18 protein-coding genes, 1 tRNA gene and 1 pseudogene are annotated in these 22,568 nt (G+C 65.3%); 14 read left to right on the top strand and 6 right to left on the bottom strand.

Going from position 1 to position 22,568, the window contains the following annotated elements; all coding sequences use genetic code 11:
• From HMPREF1136_RS09665 to HMPREF1136_RS11410, 3 genes are all read left to right on the top strand, one after another.
• Positions 1-434: ribonuclease III family protein (locus HMPREF1136_RS09665; protein WP_009649156.1), on the top strand; the 434-nt coding region annotated here is incomplete at its 5' end.
• Positions 435-509: 75 nt separating this feature from the next.
• The gene (locus HMPREF1136_RS09660; RefSeq protein ID WP_034505741.1) at positions 510-1,124 is read left to right on the top strand and encodes a response regulator; all 615 of its coding nucleotides are present in this window, start codon (positions 510-512) and stop codon (positions 1,122-1,124) included.
• 50 nt (positions 1,125-1,174) lie between these two features.
• A complete protein-coding gene (locus HMPREF1136_RS11410) occupies positions 1,175-1,303 on the top strand; it encodes a hypothetical protein (protein ID WP_009649144.1) in 129 nt (42 codons plus the stop codon).
• Positions 1,304-1,337: 34 nt separating this feature from the next.
• On the opposite strand, the gene HMPREF1136_RS09655 is transcribed toward HMPREF1136_RS11410, so the two are convergent.
• From HMPREF1136_RS09655 to HMPREF1136_RS09635, 5 genes are all read right to left on the bottom strand, one after another.
• Positions 1,338-2,981 carry a sensor histidine kinase gene (locus tag HMPREF1136_RS09655; RefSeq protein WP_009649155.1) on the bottom strand — a complete coding sequence of 548 codons (1,644 nt, stop codon included), beginning with the start codon at positions 2,979-2,981 and terminating at the stop codon, positions 1,338-1,340.
• The gene (gene cydC, locus HMPREF1136_RS09650; RefSeq protein WP_009649147.1) at positions 2,978-4,732 is read right to left on the bottom strand and encodes a thiol reductant ABC exporter subunit CydC; all 1,755 of its coding nucleotides are present in this window, start codon (positions 4,730-4,732) and stop codon (positions 2,978-2,980) included. Before cydC ends, HMPREF1136_RS09655 begins: the two co-directional genes overlap by 4 nt.
• Positions 4,729-6,396: a thiol reductant ABC exporter subunit CydD gene (gene cydD / locus HMPREF1136_RS09645; RefSeq protein WP_034505738.1), complete on the bottom strand. Its 1,668-nt coding sequence runs from the start codon at positions 6,394-6,396 to the stop codon at positions 4,729-4,731. Before cydD ends, cydC begins: the two co-directional genes overlap by 4 nt.
• A 120-nt stretch (positions 6,397-6,516) precedes the next feature.
• Positions 6,517-7,638, bottom strand: a complete 1,122-nt coding sequence (gene cydB / locus HMPREF1136_RS09640; RefSeq protein ID WP_009649159.1) for a cytochrome d ubiquinol oxidase subunit II — start codon at positions 7,636-7,638, stop codon at positions 6,517-6,519.
• 16 nt (positions 7,639-7,654) lie between these two features.
• Complete coding sequence (locus tag HMPREF1136_RS09635; protein WP_009649145.1) at positions 7,655-9,202, bottom strand: cytochrome ubiquinol oxidase subunit I; 1,548 nt, start codon at positions 9,200-9,202, stop codon at positions 7,655-7,657.
• 415 nt (positions 9,203-9,617) lie between these two features.
• On the opposite strand from HMPREF1136_RS09635, the gene HMPREF1136_RS09630 reads away from it, so the two are divergent.
• The 11 genes from HMPREF1136_RS09630 to HMPREF1136_RS09580 all read left to right on the top strand — a co-directional run bounded on the left by HMPREF1136_RS09630 (position 9,618) and on the right by HMPREF1136_RS09580 (position 21,760).
• Positions 9,618-12,395 (top strand): Rne/Rng family ribonuclease, encoded by a 2,778-nt coding sequence (locus tag HMPREF1136_RS09630; RefSeq protein ID WP_009649153.1) that lies wholly within the window; start codon positions 9,618-9,620, stop codon positions 12,393-12,395.
• A gap of 219 nt (positions 12,396-12,614) precedes the next feature.
• Entirely contained in the window at positions 12,615-12,935 is a 321-nt protein-coding gene (gene rplU, locus HMPREF1136_RS09625; RefSeq protein ID WP_021610652.1) for a 50S ribosomal protein L21, read from the top strand.
• A 34-nt stretch (positions 12,936-12,969) separates the two neighbouring features.
• A complete protein-coding gene (gene rpmA / locus HMPREF1136_RS09620; protein ID WP_003792637.1) occupies positions 12,970-13,227 on the top strand; it encodes a 50S ribosomal protein L27 in 258 nt (85 codons plus the stop codon).
• A 75-nt stretch (positions 13,228-13,302) separates the two neighbouring features.
• A complete protein-coding gene (obgE, locus tag HMPREF1136_RS09615) occupies positions 13,303-14,826 on the top strand; it encodes a GTPase ObgE (RefSeq protein ID WP_009649160.1) in 1,524 nt (507 codons plus the stop codon).
• Positions 14,823-15,950 (top strand): glutamate 5-kinase, encoded by a 1,128-nt coding sequence (gene proB, locus HMPREF1136_RS09610; RefSeq protein WP_034505731.1) that lies wholly within the window; start codon positions 14,823-14,825, stop codon positions 15,948-15,950. The genes obgE and proB overlap by 4 nt, the downstream gene beginning before the upstream one ends.
• 37 nt (positions 15,951-15,987) lie before the next feature.
• Positions 15,988-17,268, top strand: a complete 1,281-nt coding sequence (locus HMPREF1136_RS09605; RefSeq protein WP_009649151.1) for a glutamate-5-semialdehyde dehydrogenase — start codon at positions 15,988-15,990, stop codon at positions 17,266-17,268.
• The gene (gene nadD, locus HMPREF1136_RS09600; protein ID WP_009649148.1) at positions 17,265-17,975 is read left to right on the top strand and encodes a nicotinate-nucleotide adenylyltransferase; all 711 of its coding nucleotides are present in this window, start codon (positions 17,265-17,267) and stop codon (positions 17,973-17,975) included. The genes HMPREF1136_RS09605 and nadD overlap by 4 nt, the downstream gene beginning before the upstream one ends.
• Positions 17,976-17,988: 13 nt before the next feature.
• A complete protein-coding gene (gene rsfS / locus HMPREF1136_RS09595) occupies positions 17,989-18,414 on the top strand; it encodes a ribosome silencing factor (RefSeq protein ID WP_009649150.1) in 426 nt (141 codons plus the stop codon).
• Positions 18,411-19,145 carry a histidine phosphatase family protein gene (locus HMPREF1136_RS09590; protein ID WP_009649158.1) on the top strand — a complete coding sequence of 245 codons (735 nt, stop codon included), beginning with the start codon at positions 18,411-18,413 and terminating at the stop codon, positions 19,143-19,145. Before rsfS ends, HMPREF1136_RS09590 begins: the two co-directional genes overlap by 4 nt.
• Before the next feature lie 140 nt (positions 19,146-19,285).
• Positions 19,286-19,358: transfer RNA gene (locus HMPREF1136_RS09585), tRNA-Ala, on the top strand.
• Positions 19,359-20,014: 656 nt separating this feature from the next.
• The gene (locus HMPREF1136_RS09580) at positions 20,015-21,760 is read left to right on the top strand and encodes a CAP domain-containing protein (RefSeq protein WP_009649154.1); all 1,746 of its coding nucleotides are present in this window, start codon (positions 20,015-20,017) and stop codon (positions 21,758-21,760) included.
• 107 nt (positions 21,761-21,867) lie between these two features.
• Here HMPREF1136_RS09580 and HMPREF1136_RS09575 read toward each other — a convergent pair.
• Positions 21,868-22,568: pseudogene (locus HMPREF1136_RS09575) on the bottom strand (N-acetylmuramoyl-L-alanine amidase family protein); the annotation flags it as partial.

The raw sequence follows: 22,568 nt of genomic DNA, 5'->3' as shown, positions 1-22,568 counted from the left end.
CCCGCCGCATCGGCTTGGGCGACTTCGTGTTCCTGGGCAAGGGCGAATCCATGCACGGGGGACGCGAGAAGGACTCGATCCTGTCTGACACCTTCGAGGCGCTCATCGGTGCAACCTACCTGACCAGCGGCCTCGAAGAGGCGCGTCGAGTCGTCCTCGAGCGCCTGCGTTTCCTACTGGTGGACGCTCCCTCGCGCGGCCATCACCAGGACTGGAAGACCCTTCTCGTGGAGTACTCACAGTCTGAGGGGCTGGGCGAAGTCACCTATGCGGTGGAGGGCGAGGGACCCGATCATCAGCGTGTGTTTACCGCCCATGCCTTCGTCGCCGAGCGCTCCGACGCGGTGGGATCGGGGCAAGCCTCGTCGAAGAAGCACGCGGAGAATGCGGCCGCGCAGGACGCGATGAATCGGCTGTCCCCGGAAGAAGAATAGGTACCCGAGGGCGTCCGCCCTCCTAACAGTTAGTATGAATTCGTGAGTGAAAATACTTCCGCGCGCACGCGCGTTATGATCGTCGACGATCACGAGATCGTCCGGCGTGGTATCGCCGAAATCGTCGACCGCGACGAGTCTTTGGAGGTCGTCGCCGAGGCCGGTTCGGTCGCAGACGCGGTGCGTCGCGCCGACCTCGTGCGCCCCGACGTCATCCTCGTCGACCTGCAGTTGCCCGACGGCACCGGCATCGACATTATGAACAGTCTGCGCGCCTCCCACCCGCAGATCCTCCCCGTCGTCCTGACTTCCTTTGACGACGACGAGGCCTTGGCTGAGTCCCTGGAGGCGGGTGCCCGCGCGTACATCCTCAAGACCGTGCGCGGCGCCGAGATCACCGACGTCATCAAGGCGGTCGCGGACGGCCGCGTCCTGCTCGACGAGCGCACACTGACACGCCGCCGCGTCGATCACGAGGACCCGACCGCCGACCTGACGCCGTCAGAACGCAAGGTCCTGGACCTTATCGGCGATGGCCTGTCCAACCGCGAGATCGGAGAGAAGCTCGGCGTCGCGGAAAAGACCGTGAAGAATCACATCACCTCTCTTCTGTCGAAGATGGGTTTGCAGCGACGCACGCAGGTGGCCGCGTGGGTGGCTGGGCAGAGGGCAGCCGCGTGGCGTAACTGAACCCAGGCCCCGCCTCGACATCCACGACCGAGGGAGAGTTCGCGACCTTCATGGTCGTCGCCTCCGGTCGCACGCTCGCCACCATCCAGTGGTACCGCATGCCTAAGGACGGGACGGAGGTCACGATGGTCGAGGGACCCCGATGCCTCGTACTCGCTGGAAACGACGCTGGCCGCTGACGGCACCCAGTTCTACGCGGCGGCGACGAACGCTCTACTCCAAGGGCGCGATCCAACGTAGCAGCGTGCCAACCCCGCCCTCGCCGGGTCCCGCGTCGAAGCTACCTCGGTGGCGACGGGCGCGCTCGGTCATGTTCGCTATGCCTGAGTTGCGCGTGCGATTCGGATCGATGCCCCGGCCGTCGTCGGTGATGAGGATGCGCACGCGACCGCACTTGCCCTGCCCGGATACGTCGACGTTGACGGTCGCCGCCGTCGCGTGGGCGTGGCGGGCAATGTTGGACAGGCCCTCGCGCACGATGGCGACGACATCGTCGGATAGATCGGGGTCGACGCGGCCATCGAACTCGTCGATGACGACCAGTTCATTGTCCAGGTCAGAGTTGATCGCCTCGCCGTCGAGCGTAATGAGCAACGAGGGCGCAAACCCCAGCGCTGAGCGCGTCAGGGAGGACTCGCGGCGGATGCGCTCGACCAGGCCGACAGCCTTATCCCGCTCGCGCAGGTTGTGCACGATCGTGCGGATCTGGCGCACGGCCTCGTCGATGGACGCCAGTGAGTCGTCGATGAGGGACTCGATGGCCACGGGATCAGCCTGTCCCTGAGCGACCTTCTGCTTGGCGGCGTCCAGGGCCATACCGGTCGCGAAGAGCTGCTGGATCGCGAAATCGTGCAGATCGCGCCCGATGCGATCACGCTCGTCGAGCAGGGCGGCCACGTCCTGGGCGTGGCGCGCGGAGGCCAGCTCGAGGGCCAGCGTCGCCTGGGAGGCCAGCGATTCGGCGAGGGAGAGCTCGGAGGCATCGAACTCGGGAGCCCCGATCTGTCGCAGGAGGATGAGCACGCCGGAGGAGACGCCGCGCGAGCGCAGGGGAGCGTAGAGCGCGGAGCCAAAGGCGGCCAGCTGGGGGACCCGCAGGGTCTGGGCGCGCGACATTGAGTCCACGATCATGCCCGTTCCCTCGTGCAGGACGCTCATCGCGCGGCCCTCGGGTGGGAAGGTCAGGCCCAGCAGTGCGGAGGCGTTCTTGCCGTCGGTGATCTCGGCGGCCCATGTGTCGCCCACGGACTGTAGAACGATGATCGCCGTGTCGGCGTGGGAGACCTCGCGCACGGTCTTGGCGATGAGCTCGAGGGCTTCCTCCTCGTCGGCCCCCTCGAGCATCGTCGTCGTGAGGGACTGCGAGGCACTGATCCATCGGGCGGTGCGCTTCGAATCCGCGTACAGGTGCGCATTTTCGACCGCGATGCCGGCGGCGGGTGCCAAAGCTTCGACGACGGCTGCGTCCTCGTGCGTATAGCCGCCGGGCTTACCCGTGAGGTAGAGGCGCCCATAGACCTGTTCGTGCACCAGGACCGACACGCCCAGGAACGGCGGAGCATCCGCGGGCAGGTTTAGATCGGGCGCGTCCGCAGGGGAGTTGACGAGGAGTGGGCTAGCCACGGGGATGGCCGTCGTCAGCGCGTCGGGAACAGCGGGAACCGGGCGGGAATCGTGGTGCTCGAGCTGCATGGTTGTTGCACCCCAGGTGTCGAGCACGGCGAGCGTCGCGTGCGGCGAGGACGTCAGTGCGCAGGCCTGGTTCACGAAGTTCTGCAAGCCTGCCTTGAGGTCCAGCGAGCTGGTCAGGTCCAGCGCGGCCTTGAGTAGGGTGAAATCGGTGTGATCGGGACTCATTGTTCCTCCTGATCGAGGGCCCATCGGTAAGTGGGGAGGGCGCGAAGGACATCACTGTGGGTCCCCTGGGCGGTGACGTGTGCGCACGCTCTGGGCTGCGTCGCCGCGAGCACGAGGACGTGGTCGGCTTGGTCGAGAGCGCTGAGACGGTGCGTGACGACCAGCGTCGCGCGTGTCGGTGAGGGGGCCAGGAGCGTATCCATGAGTGTGTCGGCGGTGGCCGCGTCGAGATGTTCCGAAGCCTCGTCGATCGCCATAATGGGGGCTGGGGCGGCCAGTGCCCGGGCCATGAGAAGACGGCGTCGCTCGCCGCCGGAAACAGTGGTGCCACCTGAGCCGACGAGGGTGTCGATCCCCTCGGGCAGGGAAGCAATCCATTCTTTCAGGCCGGCGCGAGCGAGGAGGTCGGTGGCCTCGTCGCGGGTCAGGGAAGCGCGCGCGACGCGCAGGTTCTCAAAGATGGTCGTGGCGAAGACGTGGGCGTCTTCGGCTGTCATCGTGATGTGGGCGGCAACTTGGTGGCGCTCCGCTCCCCAGGCGGGAACGCCGTTAATGAGTGCCTGGCCCGACTTCGGAGGGATGACGCCGGTGAGGGTTGCCAGCAGCGTGGTCTTGCCGATGCCGGACGCTCCGACGATGGCCAGGGAGGATCCGGGGCGCAGTGTGAACGAGATTCCGGTGGCCAGGGTGGGGCCGCCCGGCCAGCCAATCGCCAAGTCGCGCGCTTCGATGACGGACTCACCCTGTGGAATCTCGTGGGTCGGGGCGGGTTCCTCCTCGCTCAAGAGCGCGCAGATTCGTTCGGCTGCCTGCGCACTGCGAACCAGTTGCGCGGCGGCGGGGGCCAGCTCGGCGGTGCCCTCGAAGGAAGACAGGGGAACGAGGACGATGACGGCCAGGAACACCTGGGCCAGGACACCCGACGTGGTCTGCGGGATACCGATGAGGAGTGCACCGATGACGGCTGCACCCATCGCGCACACGTCGAGGGCACGTGCCAGGGCTGACAGCTTCGCCGAGCGGGTGATCGCACTCGCCAAGATGGCCTCGGCCTCGTCAAGGGAAGCACGCGCGTGGGGGAGTGTGGCTGCGAGGGAAAGCTCGGTGGCTCCCTCGAGCATAGCGAGGGTCGTAGCCGCGATGTCGGTGCGTGCGTCCGCCCCCTGAGTTTCCGCCAGACGCACTGAGCGTGCGATGAGAGCGGGCGCAATGATGCCGGAGACGATGAGGGTGAGCGCGAGGACCAGCCCGGCCGCCGACGAAATGAGGGAGATGACACCAACCGTTCCCACGCCAACGACGAGGGCGACGAGGGAGGGCAGCAGTGTCTTGACCACGACGTTGCCGACCTCGTCGACGTCAGAGCCAGCTCGGGTCATGAGGTCGCCGCGGCGCAGGCTCGTCAGGGATGCGGCGGGTTCCTCGCACAGACGGTCGTAGAGGTTGCCGCGCAGCGCATCCATGCCCGCCAACGCGACCTTGTGTGAGGCCAGGCGCGACAGGTAGCGTGCGAGTGCGCGCGAGACACCGAAGAGACGCACGGATGTGGCCGCGACCGTCAAGTAGAGGACGGGCGGCTGCTGGGAGGCGCGCGCGATGAGCCACGCGGCTGTGCCGCCCAGGGCGATGGCTGAGCCGAGGGCGGTGATACCCAGCAGAAGGGCCAATGCGAAGCACGAGCGCGACACGTTCAGCATCGAGATGCACCGGCGCAGTGCAGCGGATTCGGAGCGGGTCAGAAAGAGCCTCATGCCAGTGCCTCCTCGTCGGCGGACACGACGTCGATGATTGCGTCGGCGACCTCGATGATGGCATTGCGGTGCGCGATGACGATGACCGTGCGGCCTTCGTCGCGCATGGTGGTAATGGCGCGCACGACGGTCTTTTCGCTGACGGCGTCCAGGTGGGCGGTCGGCTCGTCCAGGATGACGATCTGTGAGTGGGCGGCGAGGGCGCGGGTGAGCGCCAGGCGCTGGCGTTGACCGACGGACAGGCCGACGCCGCCGACGCCAATCACGCTGTTCCAGCCGTCGGGGGTGGTGTCCAGGACCGCATCAAAGCCGGTCGCCTGGGCTGCCTGCTCTAGGTCAGCCAGAGGCAGGCCACCCATGTTGTCCAGAATCGATCCCGGGACCAGTGTGGGAGACTGGGGGACCCACGAGAGCGCGGAGCGCCAGGAATCGGGATCCACGTCTGCCAGAGGGAGCCCCTCCTCGGACGAGGTCTGGGCGCGCAGGCGGATCTGGCCGACGTCGGGCGTGATGTCGGCCAGGAGGCAGGCGACGAGCGTCGACTTGCCGGCACCCGAGGGACCCGCGAAGGCCGTGACCGTGCCCGGGCGAATGACCCCGTCGGTGGGAGCAGGACCCCAGGCTCCCCGTGCACGCACGCCGACACCGTCGATGACGATGTCAGTGCTGTTCATATCTGGACAGAGTATGGAGCCGGGGCGTGCCACGTCGTCGGCCGCCTCGATGATGCCGAAGGCTGCTCGCGAGGCAGTCACGCCGTTGGCCGACGCGTGGAACTGAGCGCCGACCTGACGCAGGGGTTCGAAGACTTCGGGGGCCAGCATGATGACGGCTAAGCCATGGAAGAGAGAAATATTGCCGAACACGAGGCGCATGCCAACTTCGACAGCCACGAGGGCCACCGACAGGGTCGTCAGGAACTCCAGGACACCACCGGAAAGGAAAGCGACGCGCAGGGTCGACATGGTTGCTTGTGTGTTCGCGTCGCCGAGTGTGCGCAGGTGGGCGCGCGGACCCTTCTCACGACCGAGGGCTCGCAGCGTTGGTAGGCCCGACATGAGGTCCAGGAGCTGGGCGGTCAGGCGCTTCATGGAATCCAGTTTGTCTTGGGAGGCGGCCTGCGTGAATCGACCGATGAGGATCATGAAGATCGGGATGAGGGGGACGACCAGGAGAGCGATGAGAGCCGACCAGAAGTCGAGGAGAAGGATCACGCCCAGAGCGGCGGGTGTCACCGTCGAGACGAGGACCAGCTGGGGCAGGAAGGAAACGAAGTAGGGGCGCAGATCCTCCAGGCCGGTCGACAGCAGCGTCGCGGTCTCGGCTCCGTTCATGGCTCGCCAGCGCGGACCCAGCGCGATGGCGGCATCGATGACGCGCCCGCGCAGCTCGGTCACGGCCTCGGTGGCGGCTCGCGCAGCGATGGCTTCGCGCGCCGCAACGATCACGGCGCGGCAGGCGAAGACAGCAGCGATGCCCACGATAAAAGGAATAACGTCTCCCAGCGTCGCCGTTCCCGAGACGATGGGAGACAAAGCCGCGGAAATGAGCAACGCCTGGGCCAGTACCAACAGCGCCGTGATGGTGCCCAGCAAGGCGGTCAGGGCGATGGGAACGCGGGCCGAACGGGCGTAACGCAACAAGCGGGGATCAAAGGGACGCACGGGTACTATTGTGCCCCAAAAGGCCACGTCATGGGTCGAAAGTCCCCGGCCTCGTCTGTGTTGCGCATACGACTGCGCCCGGCCCCTCATCGAAGGACCGGGCGCAGTGAGCCGGATGAATCAGCCGGCGAGGAAGTTCTCGCCCAGGCGGATCTTCTTCATGAGGAGACCCGTCTTGGTGGTGACGTCCTCCGTGCCCACGCGGGAATGGAAGGTCCAGTAGGACCAGATGACGTACGCCAGGACGATGGGGAGCAGGCAGACGGTCACGATCGTCATGACGGTGAGCGTCGCGGTCGTCGACGAAGCCTGATCGATCGTCAGCGAGTACGCCGGGTTGATCGAGGACTTCTGGACGGCGGGAGCCATCGAAGCGAAGACCCACGCCACCGTGCCGGCAATCGCCACGGAGGAGGCCACGAAGGACAGGCCCTCACGGCGCAGCGTCGCCTGCGACAGGACGGTCGAGGCGATGATCGCCAGGGCGGCCACCACGAGCGGGATCCACGCCAGGACATTCGTCGTGTAGGAGAACTGGCCCCACATCAGCCAAGCGGCGGCGAACACGGTCGCGGCGATAGAAGCCGGAGCGGCAATCGCGTTGGCGCGGTCGCGCACGTCACCCGTGGTCTTCAGCGCCAGGAACTGGGCACCGTGAGCCAGGCAGACGGCCAGGACGGCCAGGCCGCCCAGGATCGTGAACGGGGTCAGCAGCGAGAAGAAGCCGCCGGTGAGCTGGTGGGTGGCGCTGGACAGCGACTGGTCAACCAGCGTCGGGTCAACGACGGTGCCGGTAGCGACATCGATGACCTCAATCTTCATGCCCTGCACGAAGTTCGCGAAGGCCACACCCAGCAGCAGCGGGACGAGCCACGCGGAGATCGTGTGCGCCCAGTCCCAGGTGAAGCGCCACTTCTCGGTGGCGACCTTCGAGCGCCACTCGAGTGCCATGACGCGCACAATCAGGGCCGTCAGGACGAGGAAGAGGGCCAGGTACATGCCGGAGAACATGGTCGCGTACCACTCGGGGAACGCAGCGAAGGTTGCGCCGCCCGCAGTGAGCAGCCAGACCTCGTTACCGTCCCAGTGGGGGCCGATGGTGCGCACTGCCTGAGTGCGCTCACGGTCGCCCTTGGCGACGAAGGGGAGGAGCATACCGACGCCGAAGTCGAAGCCCTCGAGGATCAGGTAGACCGTCCACAGAACGGCGACGAGAATGAACCACAGGATTGACAGAGTCATGATCGTTGTTCCTTTCTCAGTATCCGAAGGACAGGTCGGTCGGAGCCTCATCCGCGGCCTTGTCGGCCTTGGAGGAGTGGATGCCCTCAAGCGCGTAGCGCTTCATGAGGACGAACCACATGACGCCCAGCACGCCGTACAGGAGGGTGAAGAGGATCAGCGTCACCAGCACCTGTCCTGCGGGGACGTTAGGGGAGATGCCGATTTCCGTCAGCATGTTGACCGATCCGAGGTCGGAACCCATGGACAGGGCATCCAGGTTCGGAACGACAACCCACGGCTGACGACCCATCTCTGTGAAGATCCAGCCGAAGGAAGCTGCCAGGAAGGGGAGGGGGAGGTTGACGAGGGCGAGGAGGCTCAGCAACTTGTTGGAGGAGGCCTTGCCGCCGCGGGTGGCCCACAGGCCCCAGGCAGCCAGCAGGAAGGCCACCATGCCCAGGCCGATCATGAATCGGAAGGACCAGAAGGCCACCATCTGCGGGGGACGGAAGTCGAACTGAGAGGCGTCACCGTACTTGGCGGTGAAATTCTGATCCGAGTTGAGCAGTGTCACCATGCGCTCCTGGATATCCGCGACGCCCTCGGAGGTGGCGGTGAAGGAGTTATGTGACATGAAGGAGGCGACGCCGGGAACCTTGATGAACTGGGTCGGCTGAGTGCCGTCGGTACCCAGCGGGCAGGAGCCGAACTGCGCGACCGTGAAGGCGGCGCCGTCGGTGTCGACGCAGATACCTTCGGCGGCAGCCATCTTCATGGGTTGCACTTTAACCATCTCCTGGCCCTGGATGTGGCCGCTCAGGGCGGTGCCGAGGCCGCCGATGAGGACGACGATCAAGCCGAAGCGGGCGATGGGACGCCACACGTCGCGTGCCTGAGCCACGGCCTCGTCACTGCCCTCGCGGGACGCGCGGACCATCCACCAGATGGCGATGCCAGCCACGAAGGAACCGGCGACCAGCCACGCGGAGGTGATGACGTGGGAGTACTCGGATAGGTAGACGCCAGAAGTGATGAGCTTCAGGAAGCCGCCGACACCGTCGAGCTCGGCGCGGCCCGTCTCGGGGTTGAAGCGGGCGCCCACGGGGTGCTGCATCCATGCGTTGGCTGCGAGGATCCAGGCGGCGGAGAGCATCGTGCCGATAGCGACGCACCAAATGGTCGCCAGGTGGATGCCCTTGGACAGACGGCCCCAGCCGAAGATCCACAAGCCCAGGAAGGTGGACTCGAGGAAGAAGGCCAGGAGGGCCTCGACGGCCAGGGGAGCGCCGAAAATGTCGCCGACGAAGCGGGAGTACTCGGACCAGTTCATACCGAACTGGAACTCCTGGACAATGCCAGTGGCGACGCCGAGAGCGAAGTTAATAAGAAGGAGCTTGCCGAAGAAGCGGGTAGCTTGCAGCCAGTACTCCTTGCCGGTGCGGTGCCATGCGGTCTGCATGATCGCGACCAGCAGGGACAGGCCGATCGTCAGCGGTACGAGGACGAAGTGGTAGACGGTCGTGATACCGAACTGCCACCGTCCGACCGTGACCGCGTCGAGCGCTGTTTGCGCGAGGGTCATGATGGGACCTTCCCGTGTAGGGATCGGGGATCGAGTATGCCCCGCAGCGAAGGCCGTAGGACCTACGTCACGGGCTGGTTTTAATGTAGCTCAAAAGACAGAGGTGGAAAGCCTGAAATGCCGGTTATGTGACTGTTTTGTGACATATGTGTCCGATTGTTTTGAAGGGATTGTTCCCTGAGATTGTGGGTGTGTGAGGTTGAACGTATCTCCCATCGGTTGATGGAGGTCCGTGTTGTGCGACAATTGAGGTGAATGGATGTCGCGGGCATGCCCCCGCGACGAGCGCCGAGCGATGACCCTATCGATGAGCCGCCGGCACCTGCGCACCAGCGCTCCACTAGGTTTCCGCCCCTCGCGGGCGATACAACGGGCGCGTCCTGGCATGGGGCGCGCGCCCCACCATTGGAGAATTGTGACAACCGAATCGAATGCGCCCGTGGCTCCCGCCGCGTCGCTACTCTTCCAGGCCCCCGTCTTCCAGGCCGCGCCCGAGATGGCCTCGCCTGCCGCCTTTGAGGAACCTGAGACGAAGCCGAAGCGTCGCCGCGCCTCCTCCGACGACGAGGCCAGTGCCTCGCAGGAGGAGACGGCACGCAAGCGTCGCCGTCGTTCCAAGAAGTCCGTCGACGAGGCCTCGGCCCTCGACGAGGACAGCACGCCGAGCGTGGATGCTGAGGAGACTCCCTCGGAACCCAAGGCCCGCCGTCGCCGCCGCTCCAAGAAGTCGGACGAGGCTTCGGCAGCGACCGAGGAGAGTGCTGAGCAGTCCGATGCGCCCTCCGGTGAACCCGAGGGCGGCGACGAGGAAGAGTCCTCGAGCCGTCGTCGCCGTCGTCGTCGCGCGCGCAGCACCGCCTCCTCCGACGAGGGCGGCGATCCCGCGGACCAGGTGCAGGCCCTCAAGGGGTCCACGCGCCTGGAGGCCAAGAAGATGCGCCGCCGCGAAGGACGTCGAGAGGGGCGCCGCCGCCACTCGATCTCTGAGTCTGAGTTCCTGGCGCGCCGCGAGTCCGTCGAGCGCACGATGGTCATCCGAGACCAGGATGGCCTCGATCAGATCGCGATCCTCGAAGACGGTCTGCTCGTCGAGCACTACGTCGCTCGCCGCACACAGTCCTCGATGGTTGGCAATATCTATTTGGGCCGCGTCCAGAACGTGCTGCCCTCGATGGAGGCCGCGTTCGTCGACGTGGGCCGCGGACGTAACGCCGTCTTGTACGCCGGCGAGGTGAACTGGGACGCCGTCGGCTTGGAGGGTAAGCCCCGCCGCATCGAGTCCGCGCTCAAGTCTGGTGACCCCGTCCTTGTCCAGGTGACGAAGGATCCGATCGGACACAAGGGTGCGCGCCTGACCTCGCAGATTACGTTGGCTGGCCGCTACCTGGTCCTGATTCCCGGCGGCTCCATGATGGGTATTTCCCGCAAGCTCCCGGATAAGGAGCGTGCTCGCCTGAAGAAGATCCTCAAGGCCGTCGTGCCCTCGGGTTCGGGTGTCATCGTGCGCACCGCCGCCGAAGGCGCGACGGAGGAACAGATCCGCGACGACGTCGCTCGTCTGACCCGTCAGTGGGAGGACATCGAGAAGAAGCGCACCAACACGAAGAGCGCCCCGACGCTGCTGCGCGGCGAACCCGAGCTGGCCGTGCGTGTCGTGCGCGACATCTTCAATGAGGACTTCTCGAAGCTCATCATTGAGGGTCGCGACACTTACGCGACCGTCAAGGAGTACGTGGACGAGCTCAGCCCCGAGCTGTCCGACCGCGTCGAGCAGTGGGTGGGCACGGAGGATGTCTTCCACGCGCACCGCATTGACGAGCAGCTGGCGAAGGGTATGGATCGGAAGGTCTGGCTGCCCTCGGGAGGCACCCTCATCATTGACCGCACCGAGGCGATGACCGTCATCGATGTCAACACCGGTAAGTTCATCGGTGCCGGCGGCACGCTGGAGGAGACGGTTACTCGCAACAATCTCGAGGCGGCCGAAGAGATCGTCCGCCAGCTGCGCCTGCGCGACATCGGCGGCATCGTCATCATCGACTTCGTTGATATGGTGCTGGAATCCAACCGGGACCTCGTGCTGCGTCGCTTGGTCGAGTGCCTGGGACGCGACCGTACGCGCCACCAGGTCACTGAGATCACATCGCTGGGCCTGGTGCAGATGACCCGCAAGCGCGTGGGCGAGGGCCTCGTTGAGGCGTTCTCCTCCTCATGTGAGGCCTGCGAGGGCCGCGGCTTCATCGTTCACCACCACCCGGTGGAGACCTCCGGGGCCGACAACTCCCCGAAGTCCTCCAAGGCGTCGAAAAAGCAGCAGAAGAAGGCCGAGGCACGCCGCATCGAGGATAACGCCGAGCATGAGCGCGCCAAGGAAGCGCTGAGCGCGATCGCTGCCGCGTCGACGCGCAAGGATGACGAGGCATCGGTGCACAAGGGTGACGAGGCATCGGCTGAGCACGAGAAGACGCCCGTCAAGAAGCACCGCCCGCGCGGCGCGAGCGCCGAGTCTGCTGTGCCTGCTCAGGACAGTGGTGCCGTGTCCGAGTCTGCGGACGAGGAGTCTGCGGCCGACGCGCCGACGGTTGAGGTTCCCGCAGCCTCCGTCACGGCGGCCGCCGAGGACAGTGGGACCAAGCGTCCCCGCCGCCGTCGCCGCGTCGCGGAAACCACGCCCGTGCCCGAGCTGCCGATCTACATCGACCTGCCCGACCCCGTTGAGACCTCCGATAAGCCCGCGGTGCCCCTCAAGGATGCCTCCGATATCCAGCTGCCCGAGCAGCATGAGAAAGCGCCGACCACCCGCCGTCGCGCCTCCCGTAAGGTGGCCACGGCCTCGTCCGCTGAGCCTGCCGCGGCCCCTGCTCCCGAGGTGTCACCCACGCTGCCTGCCGAGGCACGTACCCCCGAGGCTTCGGCATCTCACGCGCTCGTCGAGGCAGCCGCTGAGCAGGACGCCCAGGCGCCCGCGCCGCGTAAAACCCGCAAGCGCCGCGCCGTCGCGTCCTCGGGGGTCATTGAACCCGACGCTGCACCAGCCCCCCTCGTCATTGAGCTGCCCGCCCGCGCCGAGGCCGCCGAACCCGCCGCGCCGACGCGCTCGACCGACGACATCCTGCTCCCCGAGGCGTCTGAGCAGCCGCGCGCCAAGCGTCGCCGCCGCGTCGTGTCCACGGGAATCGTGGATGCGGGCTAATCGATGAGCGTCGACGGGAGGGCCCTGTGGGTTCTCCCGTCGCCTCGAGGTGTGGAATCGCACAGCTATTCCACCTGGCCGGTGGCCATGCCGGGTTGCACTCGGGCGTGTCAATCGGCTAAATTTGATCGTCGGCGCAACAAGCGCCAACGGAATCGTGAAAACAGACAAGCCCTCGGCAGTTTCGAGGCGAGATTCCGGTTAGGAATACGAGAAGAGATGAGCTCCAACGTGGTCTACGCGATCGTCAAGGCTGGCGGCCGGCAGGAAAAGGTGTCCGTCGGTGACGTCGTCGTCGTCGACAAGCTGGCAGAAGAAATCGGTTCGAGCATCGAGCTCCAGCCGCTGATGCTGGTGGATGGCGACGCCATCACTGTTGACGCAGCCAAGCTGGACAAGGTTTCCGTCAAGGCTGAGGTTGTCGACTCGGCCAAGGGCCCCAAGATTTCCATCATTAAGTACAAGAACAAGTCGGGCTACCGCAAGCGCCAGGGACACCGTCAGAAGATGTCGGTCGTCAAGATCACCGAGATCGCCTGAATCCGACGGACCCACGAGCAGAAAGTAGCAACTGATGGCACATAAGAAGGGCCTTGGTTCCTCCCGTAACGGCCGCGACTCCAACGCGCAGCGCCTCGGCGTGAAGCGCTACGGCGGCCAGCTGGTCAACGCTGGTGAGATCCTCGTTCGTCAGCGCGGCACCCACTTCCACCCTGGCGACGGCGTTGGCCGTGGCAAGGACGACACCCTGTTCGCCCTGCGTGCGGGTGCGGTCGAGTTCGGTCGCAAGCGTGATCGCAAGGTTGTCAGCGTTTCGCCGGTCTCTGCCTGAGACCGCGCGCATGAAGGGCGTCCGGCGTTGCCGGGCGCCCTTTTCAACATTCATTTTCAGTCATCAGGAGCACCAGTGGCAGACTTCGTGGATCGCGTGACGCTGCACGCGGCAGGCGGTAACGGCGGTAATGGCGTTGCCTCGATTAAGCGTGAAAAGTTCAAGCCGCTGGCTGGCCCCGACGGCGGCGACGGCGGCAACGGCGGCTCGGTCATCCTGGAGGTGAGTGAGCAGGAGACCACGCTGCTGAACTACCACCGCAGCCCGCACCGCCGCGCAGACAACGGAACGCCGGGCATGGGTGACTTCCGCCAGGGGAAGACCGGTGCGGATATCATCCTGCCGGTCCCCGAGGGCACGGTCGTGAAGTCGATGTCGGGCGAGCTGCTGGCCGACCTGACGGGCGCTGGTGCGCGCTTCGTGGTCGCTGAGGGCGGTCGCGGCGGCCTGGGCAACGCGGCGTTGGCCTCGAAGGCTCGCAAGGCCCCCGGATTCGCGCTCCTGGGTGAGCCGGGCGAGGAACGCGACGTCATCCTGGAGCTGAAGTCCGTGGCGGACGTGGCTCTCGTCGGTTTCCCGTCGGCGGGTAAGTCCTCGTTGATCGCGGCCATGAGTTCGGCTCGTCCGAAGATTGCCGACTATCCGTTTACGACGCTGGTTCCGAACCTCGGCGTTGTCTCCGCTGGCGACACGCGTTACACGGTCGCTGATGTTCCCGGCCTTATTCCTGGTGCCTCCCAGGGCCGAGGCCTTGGCCTGGATTTCCTGCGTCACATTGAGCGCTGCGCGGTTATCGTGCACGTGCTGGACACGGCCGCTTTCGAGACTGACCGCGAACCCGTGGAGGATCTGCGCATCATCGAGGCCGAACTGCAGGCGTACCAGGGTGACCTCACCCAGGTCGAGGGCTACGTGCCGATCATGGAGCGCCCCCGCGTCATCGTTCTGAATAAGATCGACATCCCAGATGGCCGTGACCTGGCCGAGATCACGCGCCCGGACCTCGAGTCTTTCGGGTGGCCTGTCCTCGAGGTTTCCGCCGTGTCCCACGAGGGCCTCAAGGAGCTGTCTTTTGTTCTGGCCGGCATCGTCGAGGAGGAGCGCGCGAAGCGTCCCGCCCTCGAGGTCGCCCGTCCCGTCATTCGCCCGAAGGCCGTGGGCCGCAGCGTGGAGATCACGGTGCGCAAGACCCGCAAGGACGGCGAGGACGTCTTCCAGGTGCGCGGCGACAAGCCCGAGCGCTGGGTGCGTCAGACGGACTTCGCCAACGACGAGGCCGTGGGGTACCTTGCAGATCGCCTGAACGCCGCGGGCGTCGAGGACGAGCTGATGAAGGCTGGCGCGGTCGCTGGCGACACCGTCGTGATCGGCGACCTGGATGGAGGTGTCGTCTTTGACTGGGAGCCGACCCTGACGACCGGTCCCGAGCTGCTGGGTTCTCGCGGCACCGACCTGCGCCTAGATCAGAACACCCGCCCGAGCCGTAAGGAGCGCCGCGAGGTGTACCACCAGGTCATGGATGCCAAGAGCGCGGCCCGTGAGCAGCTGTGGACTGAGCGTGAGGCCGGTCATTGGACGGATGCATCGGATCAGTCATGAGCGGAGTGACCGCGGCTTCTCGCATTGTCGTCAAGATCGGATCCTCCTCGCTCACGCGCGAGGACGGTGGTCTGGACCTGAACCGTATTGACGCCGTCGCTCGCCTCGTGTCCCGCTGGCGCGGGCGCGACCGCGAGGTCGTGATTGTCTCCTCGGGCGCTGTCGCCGCGGGGCTGGATCCGCTCGGTTTTTCAGCCAAGCCGAAGGACCTGCCGAGCGTGCAGGCCGCCGCCGCGATGGGCCAGGGACTCCTGATGGCGAGGTGGACCGCCGCCTTCCAGGCGCATCACCTCGACGCCGCCCAGGTGCTGCTGACCACGGACGACGTGATGCGCCGCGACCACTACACGAACGTGCGCGCGGCCCTCTCGCGGCTCCTCGGCCTCGGCGTCGTGCCAATCCTCAACGAGAACGACGCGGTGACCACCCGCGAGCTGCGTTTCGGCGACAATGATCGACTTGCTGCGCTCATCGCCCAGATGATCAAGGCCGACGCGCTCGTGCTGCTGACGGACGTTGACGGCCTGTATACGGCTCCTCCGGATCATCCGGGTTCGGAGCTGATCGAACGCGTCGCCAGCGCGGACGACCTCATGAGTGTGCTCGTGACCGGCGCGGGTTCTCGCGTTGGCACGGGCGGCATGGCGACGAAGGTGCAGGCCGCGATGCTGGCGACGGCCAGCGGCATCGGCGTGCAGCTGGCCAGCGCAAACGACCTGGGGCCCGTCCTGGAAGGCCGCCGCGTCGGCACCTGGTTCGAACCGTCGGCCCAGCGTCCGGCCTCTCGTCGCCTGTGGATCGCACACGTGGCACCCTCTCGCGGCGAGATCATTGTCGACGAGGGAGCTGCGAAGGCGATCACGGTCGGCAAGAAGTCTCTGTTGGTCGCTGGCGTGCACTCGGTGCTCGGTCATTTCGAGGCCGGAGACGTTGTGGACGTTGCCAGCCCGACCGGACTCATCGCGCGCGGCGTGTCCGGCTACGACTCGGACACACTGGGCCAGATCGCCGGCGCGGGTATGGAGCGGCTGGTGGCGGCAGGATACGAGCATCCCAGGCCAGCAATTCACCGCGACGACCTGGCGGTGTTAGGTGACGCATTTTCTGCGCTGAGCGCTGACTGACAGGGACCGCCCCGCACTCGTGTGACATGATGTGCGAGTGGATACTGCTGCTGATATTTCCCAGGTGACCGACGCTGCCCGCGACGCGGCGCGCGTGCTCGCAAACGCGACGACCCAGGTGAAGAACCGCGGGCTTGAAGCGATCGCGACGGCGCTCATCGAGCGCTCCGACCAGATCCTGACCGCCAACGCCGAGGACGTGGCGCGCGGCCGCGCGGAGCAGATGAGCGAGGGCCTCCTCGACCGCCTTGCCCTGACAAAGGACCGCATCCGATCCATCGCTGACGCCGTTCACGAGATCGTTGCCCTGCCCGACCCGGTCGGCCAGGTCGTGCGAGGAACCCGCACTGACATCGGCCTGCGCGTCACTCAGGAGCGCGTGCCCCTCGGCGTCGTCGGCATCATCTACGAGGCCCGCCCGAACGTCACCATCGACGCCGCGACCCTGGCGATCAAGGCTGGTAACGCGGTCATCTTGCGTGGCGGGAGTGCAGCCCAGGCCTCGAACCGGGTTCTCATCGAGGTGTGCTGCGACGCACTGACCTCCGTCGGCCTGCCCGCTGACGCGATCCAGACTGTCGACCAGTGGGGTCGCGCGGGTGCACGCGCCATGATGCGTGCGCGCGGTGCGATTGACGCACTCATCCCGCGTGGGGGAGCGGGCCTCATCAACGCCGTCGTCGAGGAGTCACGCGTACCCGTTATCGAGACGGGCACCGGCAACTGCCACCTGTACGTCGACGCCTCCGCCGACCTTGAGGCAGCGGAAGCCATCATCATGAACGCCAAGACGCAGCGCGTGGGCGTGTGCAACGCGGCAGAGACCCTTCTGGTTCACGCCGACGTCGCCGCCCGCTTCCTGGTCGCCGCCATCACTCGCCTGACGACCGCGGGCGTGACCATCCACGCTGACGGTGCCACTCGCGCCATCGTGGACGACCAGCCCTCCATCGACGCCGACATGATCGTGGATGCCACCGAGGCCGATTGGTCGACCGAGTACTTGTCGATGGACCTCGCGGTGCGTGTCGTCGGCAGCGTGGAGGAAGCGACCGAGCACATCCGCCGCTACTCGACCGGCCACACCGAGGGCATTGTCGCATCCGATGTCGCCGCTATTCGCGCTTTCCGCGCCGGGGTGGACGCCGCCGCGATCGCGATCAACGCCTCGACGCGTTTCACCGACGGCGGCCAGCTGGGGCTGGGAGCCGAGGTCGGCATCTCCACTCAGAAGCTCCACGCGCGCGGCCCCATGGGGCTGACGGAGCTGACGACGACCACCTGGATCTACGAGGGAGAAGGAACCATCCGCCCGTGAGCACGCAGGACAAGGAAGCAGGCCCGGCCTCGGACGGGGAGGCGATCGAAAAGACCACGGAGGCCACCGCGGGCGTGACAGCCGCCCCCGCGCTGCCCCAGCATCCTCCGCGCGCCCTGCGCAGGAGGCGGGCAATCGGCATCATGGGCGGCACCTTCGATCCGATCCACCACGGACACCTCGTCGCCGCCTCCGAGGTCATGGACGTATTCGGACTCGACCAGGTTGTGTTCGTACCCGCCGCTATGCAGCCCTTCAAAGCGGGGCGGCGTGTCACCTCAGCCGAGCACCGCTACCTCATGACGGTCATCGCGACCGCCTCGAACCCACGTTTCGCAGTCTCGCGCGTCGATATCGACCGCGGGGGCACGACGTACACGATCGACACGCTGGCGGACCTGTCGCGCGAGTACCCGGATTCGGATTTCTACTTCATTACGGGTGCCGACGCGCTGGCGCAGATCGCGCAGTGGAAGGATGCCGACAAGCTCTTTGAGCAGGCACACTTCATCGGCGTGACGCGTCCCGGGCATAACCTGTCGGACCCCGGCCTGCCGCACGAGTCCGTGTCGCTGCTGGAGGTGCCCGCCATGGCGATCTCGTCGACGGACTGCCGCACGCGCGTCGAAGAGGGCAAACCGGTCTGGTACCTGGTGCCCGACGGCGTCGTCCAATACATCAACAAATACGGCCTGTACCGGTTCTAACTCAAGGAGAAACGTGAGCCTTCCCGACGCTACCGCAGAACTGGCGAGCCTGGTTGCTCGCGCCGCACACGACCGCGGCGGCATCAACCCGGTGCTCGTTGACGTGACCAGCAAACTCGCCCTGGCGGATGCCTTCGTGGTTGTCTCTGCCCCGACGGACCGTCAGGTGCGCGCCATCGCCGAGGACATCATGGACCGCATCTGGGCCGAGCAGCATCGCCGTCCCGCCCACATCGAGGGGCGCGCGGAGGGCACCTGGGTGCTCCTCGACTACTCGGATATGCTCGTGCACGTTCTCTCCGAGGAGGAGCGCGAGTACTACGCGCTCGAGCGCCTGTGGGGTGACTGCCCGGCCGTGCCCATCGACGTGGATACGGAGGAGGCCCGCGCAGCCGCAGCTGAGCGTGCCGCGACCCATGGCGCGGAGTCCGCGCAGTGAGCGCGTCGCGTATCGTCCTGCTGCGCCACGGCCAGACGGACTTCAACCTGGCGCGCCGCTTTCAGGGGCGTATCGACGAACCCCTGAATGACTCGGGACGCTCCCAGGCAGCCGGTGCCGCAGGTGTGCTCGTGTCGCGCCTGTGCGAACCGAGCGCCGAGGTCGGTATGGTCGCCGCCGAGACCTCGCGCAGCTATGACGACGGGGGAGTACGCATCGTGTGCTCTCCGCTGGTGCGTGCGCTCGACACGGCCCGTATCCTCGCGCGCGTGTTCGACATCGCCGGCTATCCCTGTGAGGGTCCGGTCAGCGATGAGAGGCTCACGGAGCGCTTCTACGGCACCTTCGAGGGGAAGACCTACGAGGAGATCGCCCGCGAGCAACCCGAGGCCTACTCCGAGTATCGAGACACCGGTGAATGTGGGTGTGCCGAGGTTGAGCGCTCCGAGATCGTGGGGGAGCGATTCCGCGACGCCGTCCTCGAGGCCGCGGCCGCGTGCCGGTCGGATCAGTCTCTCATCATCGTCTCGCACGGCTCCGCTATCGCGCGGGGCATCGTCTCCCTGCTGGGGCTCGATCCCGCGGACTTCAATGGCCTGCGCGGCGTCGATAACTGCCACTGGTCGGAACTGGTGCCCGTTGGTGTCTCAACCGCGAAGAGCGCAGCGCGCACCGGATGGCGCCTGGCATCGCACAACATCGGGGCTCGCGAGGATATCCTGGGGGCGTAACACGCCTCCGGGGGCCTCGTTTGCCTAGCATTTCAACAATTTCATGATGGTGTGATTAGCGACACTTGGTTTCGATTTGCGCGCCTCGCGAAAAGAGGGCTATTATTTATCAGGTCGCCGGGGGTGACGAACTAAATAAAGGGGCTATGGCGCAGTTGGTAGCGCGCTTCCATGGCATGGAAGAGGTCGGGGGTTCGAATCCCCCTAGCTCCACCGAAATAACCGACACTCAGCTTGTGAGTGTCGGTTTTTTATTGCTCCGAGAGCCTTGTGGTCGCTTTCTTTTCTCTGGCTTGCTCGCTGCTGCGCTTCTGAATTTCTTCGGGGTCTGTGGGGTGCTGGTCGATGTTGGCCTGCCTCTCGCCGTTGTTGTGTGTGCTGCTGCCAGTGTGCCTTGACGTTGCGGGGTGCATCGCGTGAGTGTGGGGGCGAGGGGCTGTGGTGGATTCGAAGCGGTGAGTGCTCCTATTGGTGCTGCTAATGACCCATCTGTGCTCAGCTGGACCTATCTGCTGGTTCATGGGCAGCGTTGTCCAGCTTTCGCTAGGTGGGTCTATGTGCGCGCTGATGGCTTCAAGCATTATTGGGTGAGGTGAGTGGGGGAGTGTCGTCTGCCTCGTGGCGGCACAGGTGTTGTTACGTATAAATCGTGCAGAAGGTCAGTATCTAACTTGCTAAGCGGTAAGTCACTAGGCGGTTAATATAACTTTTTGGTATCGACATGTGGGATGTTCAAAATCTGTGAAACCGAGAAAACGTTGCAATTCCAGAGAATTACGTGTAATCAATTACTCGAAAAAGTTTGAAATCTCGTAAACCGCATGGAAAGATTTACCTGTCTCTGTTCCATAGTGTTAGGCCGATAGTTAATGTCGTTCCAACTCACCCGCACTCACACCACGGTGGTGCTCACCGCCACCACGATCGCGGCATCCCTCGTTGTAATCCCCTCGCTGGCCGAGGGAAACCATGCCACCGAGGATCCCTTCTGCGCGTCCCTCACTGGCGCAGACGCTCGCATCACTGCTGAGTACAACCCGCTGCTCGCCCAGTACGCCGACGCGGCCGCGGGCAAGTCGGCCGGTAACAAGGCCGACCCTGAGCGTGAGGCTCAGCTTCGTAAGGACCTCGCCGACGCTCAGGCCGCCCTGGAGGCCGCCAAGCAGGATGCCGAGAAGCCCAACCCCTCTGTCGGCGATGCTCCCGCAGCGGGCGATGCCCCCGCTGCGGATTCCAACGTTGACCGCGGTCTTGACTGGGTTGATTGGTCCAAGGTCGATTACGAGACCCAGGCCAAGATCATTGAGGCCCTCATCGTTCAGAAGATGAATGCCTACCGCGCCAACGCTGGTCTGCCCGAGTTGGTCGTGTCGGACACCGTTACTGGCGATGCTCGCTCGTGGAGCAAGCACATGTCCGATACCGATTCTTTCGAGCATGATCAGTCCTACAAGAACATGGGGCAGGGGGCTCTCGACGGAGCAGATACCATGTCTGCTGCTGAAAATATCGCCTACAATCACCTTGAGAACTTCTCTGCCGGCGGCGGCATGAAGACTCCTGCGCAGGCTGCTGCTGATCTCTTCGATCAATGGAAGAACTCTCAGGGGCATGACCGTAACATGCTCGGTGCGAGCAACACCGTTGGCGTCGGTGTGTACATTGCCAAGGGCAGTGAGGGCACACGCGTCTACGGCACGCAGAAGTTCTATGGTGTCACCGGTGGTTCGCCGAACTTGTCGCGCTTCCACACGACCGGTGACACGGCCTCGGCCTATGGCTTCGACGGCAAGGCCTTCAATACAGACAACACGAACTACGTCTCCGGCCTTGCTGGATCCGGCGATGCGCAGCGCGCAAGCTCCTGGGAAAAGATGGTTGGCGCGCTCCCAGGTTCTGCCCTCCCCGTGGACGCCTCGACTCTGCCCGCCAAGAATGGTGCTGCGGCTCCGGCGACCCCCGCGCCCGCTCCGGCGACCCCCGCGCCCGTCGACGATAAGCCCTCGGTTGATGCCGATAAGGCCGTCGCTGACGCTCAGGCCGCCGTCGATGCTGCTCAGAAGGCCCTCGATGACTACCTGGCCTCGGTCTCTGAGGATAAGCCTGCTGTGGACCTTGAGGAACTCGACGCTCAGCTCGATAAGGTTGCTGACTCGATCGCTGCTGACACCTCCGTGCGTCCTGAGAAGGATGGCGGCGTGACCGTCCTTGAGGGTGATAACAAGGCTGAGCGTTACCTGACAGCCGAGGAGTACCGCGCCGCGCTGACGAACTGCACGGCCGCGGAGATTCCGAACCCGTCGATCGGTGAGCCGTCCGCTCCGGCACCGGGTCCCGAGACCCCGACCTCGCCTGAGCCTTCCGCTCCCGTGCCTGGCCCGTCGACCCCGACCTCGCCTGAGCCTTCCGCTCCGGCACCTGGCCCGTCGACCCCCACCACCACGGCTCCGGTCGTTCCGGCACCTGCCCAGTCGCAGCCTTCGACCCCGTCGAAGACTCGTCCGCAGACCATCGCCTCCACGGGCACCACGGCCACGTGGGTTGCGGTTGGCGCTGTCGCGGTCCTGGTCGCTGGCATTGGTGCGCTCATCGCATCGCGTCGCGCCAAGAACTGAAGAGATGTGCAGTAAGAAAGGCCCGTCTTCGTAATGAACGAAGACGGGCCTTTCTTTGTGTGTGATTCGGTGATCGCTGAGATATACAGCTATCCACCGATGAGCGATCAGATCAGCGAACCGTCGCTAGCAAACTGGTACCAGGTGCCGTTGATGTAGGCGGGACCCGTCACCATCTTGCCGGAAGACTGCAGGTAGAACCAAGTAGAGCCGAGCTGAACCCAGCCGGTGACCATGGCGCCGGACTCATTCAGGAGGTACCAGTCGTCACCGATCTTGGTCCAGCCGGTGGCCATTTCTCCCTTGTCCTTGAAGTAGTACCAGGTGCCGCCGACCTGGCCCCAGCCGGTCGTCATCTTGCCAGTGTTGTCAAGGTAGTACCAGTCGTTGCCCTGCTTGGTCCAGCCGGTGACCATGGCGCCGGACTCGTTCAGGAGGTACCAGTCGTCACCCTGCTTGGTCCAGCCGGTGGCCAGAGTGCCGTCTTCACCGAGGAAGTAGAGCTTGCCACCGACAGCCTGCCAACCGGTACCCTGAGCGCCGGACGGCTGGTAGTACTCCCACTTGCCGTCATTGTTGTACCAACCGGTGACCATGTAACCATTCTCGTCAAAACGGTAGGTCTTGCCGTCGATCATCTGGACGGCACCCTTCGGGTAGCTCTTACCATCCTCGTTCTGGTACCACCAGCCGTTAACGTCGTACTTCCACTCGCCCTTCTTGGGCTGTTCGGTGGTCGGCTCGGTGCCGGGGGTGGTCGGCTCGGTGCCGGGGGTCGTGGGCTCGGTGCCGGGGGTGGTCGGCTCGG

It is taken from the genome of Actinomyces sp. ICM47 (assembly GCF_000278725.1).
Lineage (GTDB): Bacteria > Actinomycetota > Actinomycetes > Actinomycetales > Actinomycetaceae > Pauljensenia.
This window is presented reverse-complemented; position numbering and strand designations above follow the sequence as displayed.

Bases quoted from the DNA above. Each gene is read 5' to 3' on its own strand.
- HMPREF1136_RS09655 (WP_009649155.1), bottom strand. From the start codon at position 2,981: ATGAGTCCCGATCACACCGATTTCACCCTACTCAAGGCCGCGCTGGAC.
- rplU (WP_021610652.1), top strand. From the start codon at position 12,615: ATGAGCTCCAACGTGGTCTACGCGATCGTCAAGGCTGGCGGCCGGCAG.
- cydC (WP_009649147.1), bottom strand. From the start codon at position 4,732: ATGAGGCTCTTTCTGACCCGCTCCGAATCCGCTGCACTGCGCCGGTGC.
- HMPREF1136_RS11410 (WP_009649144.1), top strand. From the start codon at position 1,175: ATGGTCGTCGCCTCCGGTCGCACGCTCGCCACCATCCAGTGGTACCGC.
- cydB (WP_009649159.1), bottom strand. From the start codon at position 7,638: ATGACTCTGTCAATCCTGTGGTTCATTCTCGTCGCCGTTCTGTGGACG.
- HMPREF1136_RS09660 (WP_034505741.1), top strand. From the start codon at position 510: ATGATCGTCGACGATCACGAGATCGTCCGGCGTGGTATCGCCGAAATC.
- HMPREF1136_RS09635 (WP_009649145.1), bottom strand. From the start codon at position 9,202: ATGACCCTCGCGCAAACAGCGCTCGACGCGGTCACGGTCGGACGGTGG.
- HMPREF1136_RS09580 (WP_009649154.1), top strand. From the start codon at position 20,015: ATGTCGTTCCAACTCACCCGCACTCACACCACGGTGGTGCTCACCGCC.
- rpmA (WP_003792637.1), top strand. From the start codon at position 12,970: ATGGCACATAAGAAGGGCCTTGGTTCCTCCCGTAACGGCCGCGACTCC.
- proB (WP_034505731.1), top strand. From the start codon at position 14,823: ATGAGCGGAGTGACCGCGGCTTCTCGCATTGTCGTCAAGATCGGATCC.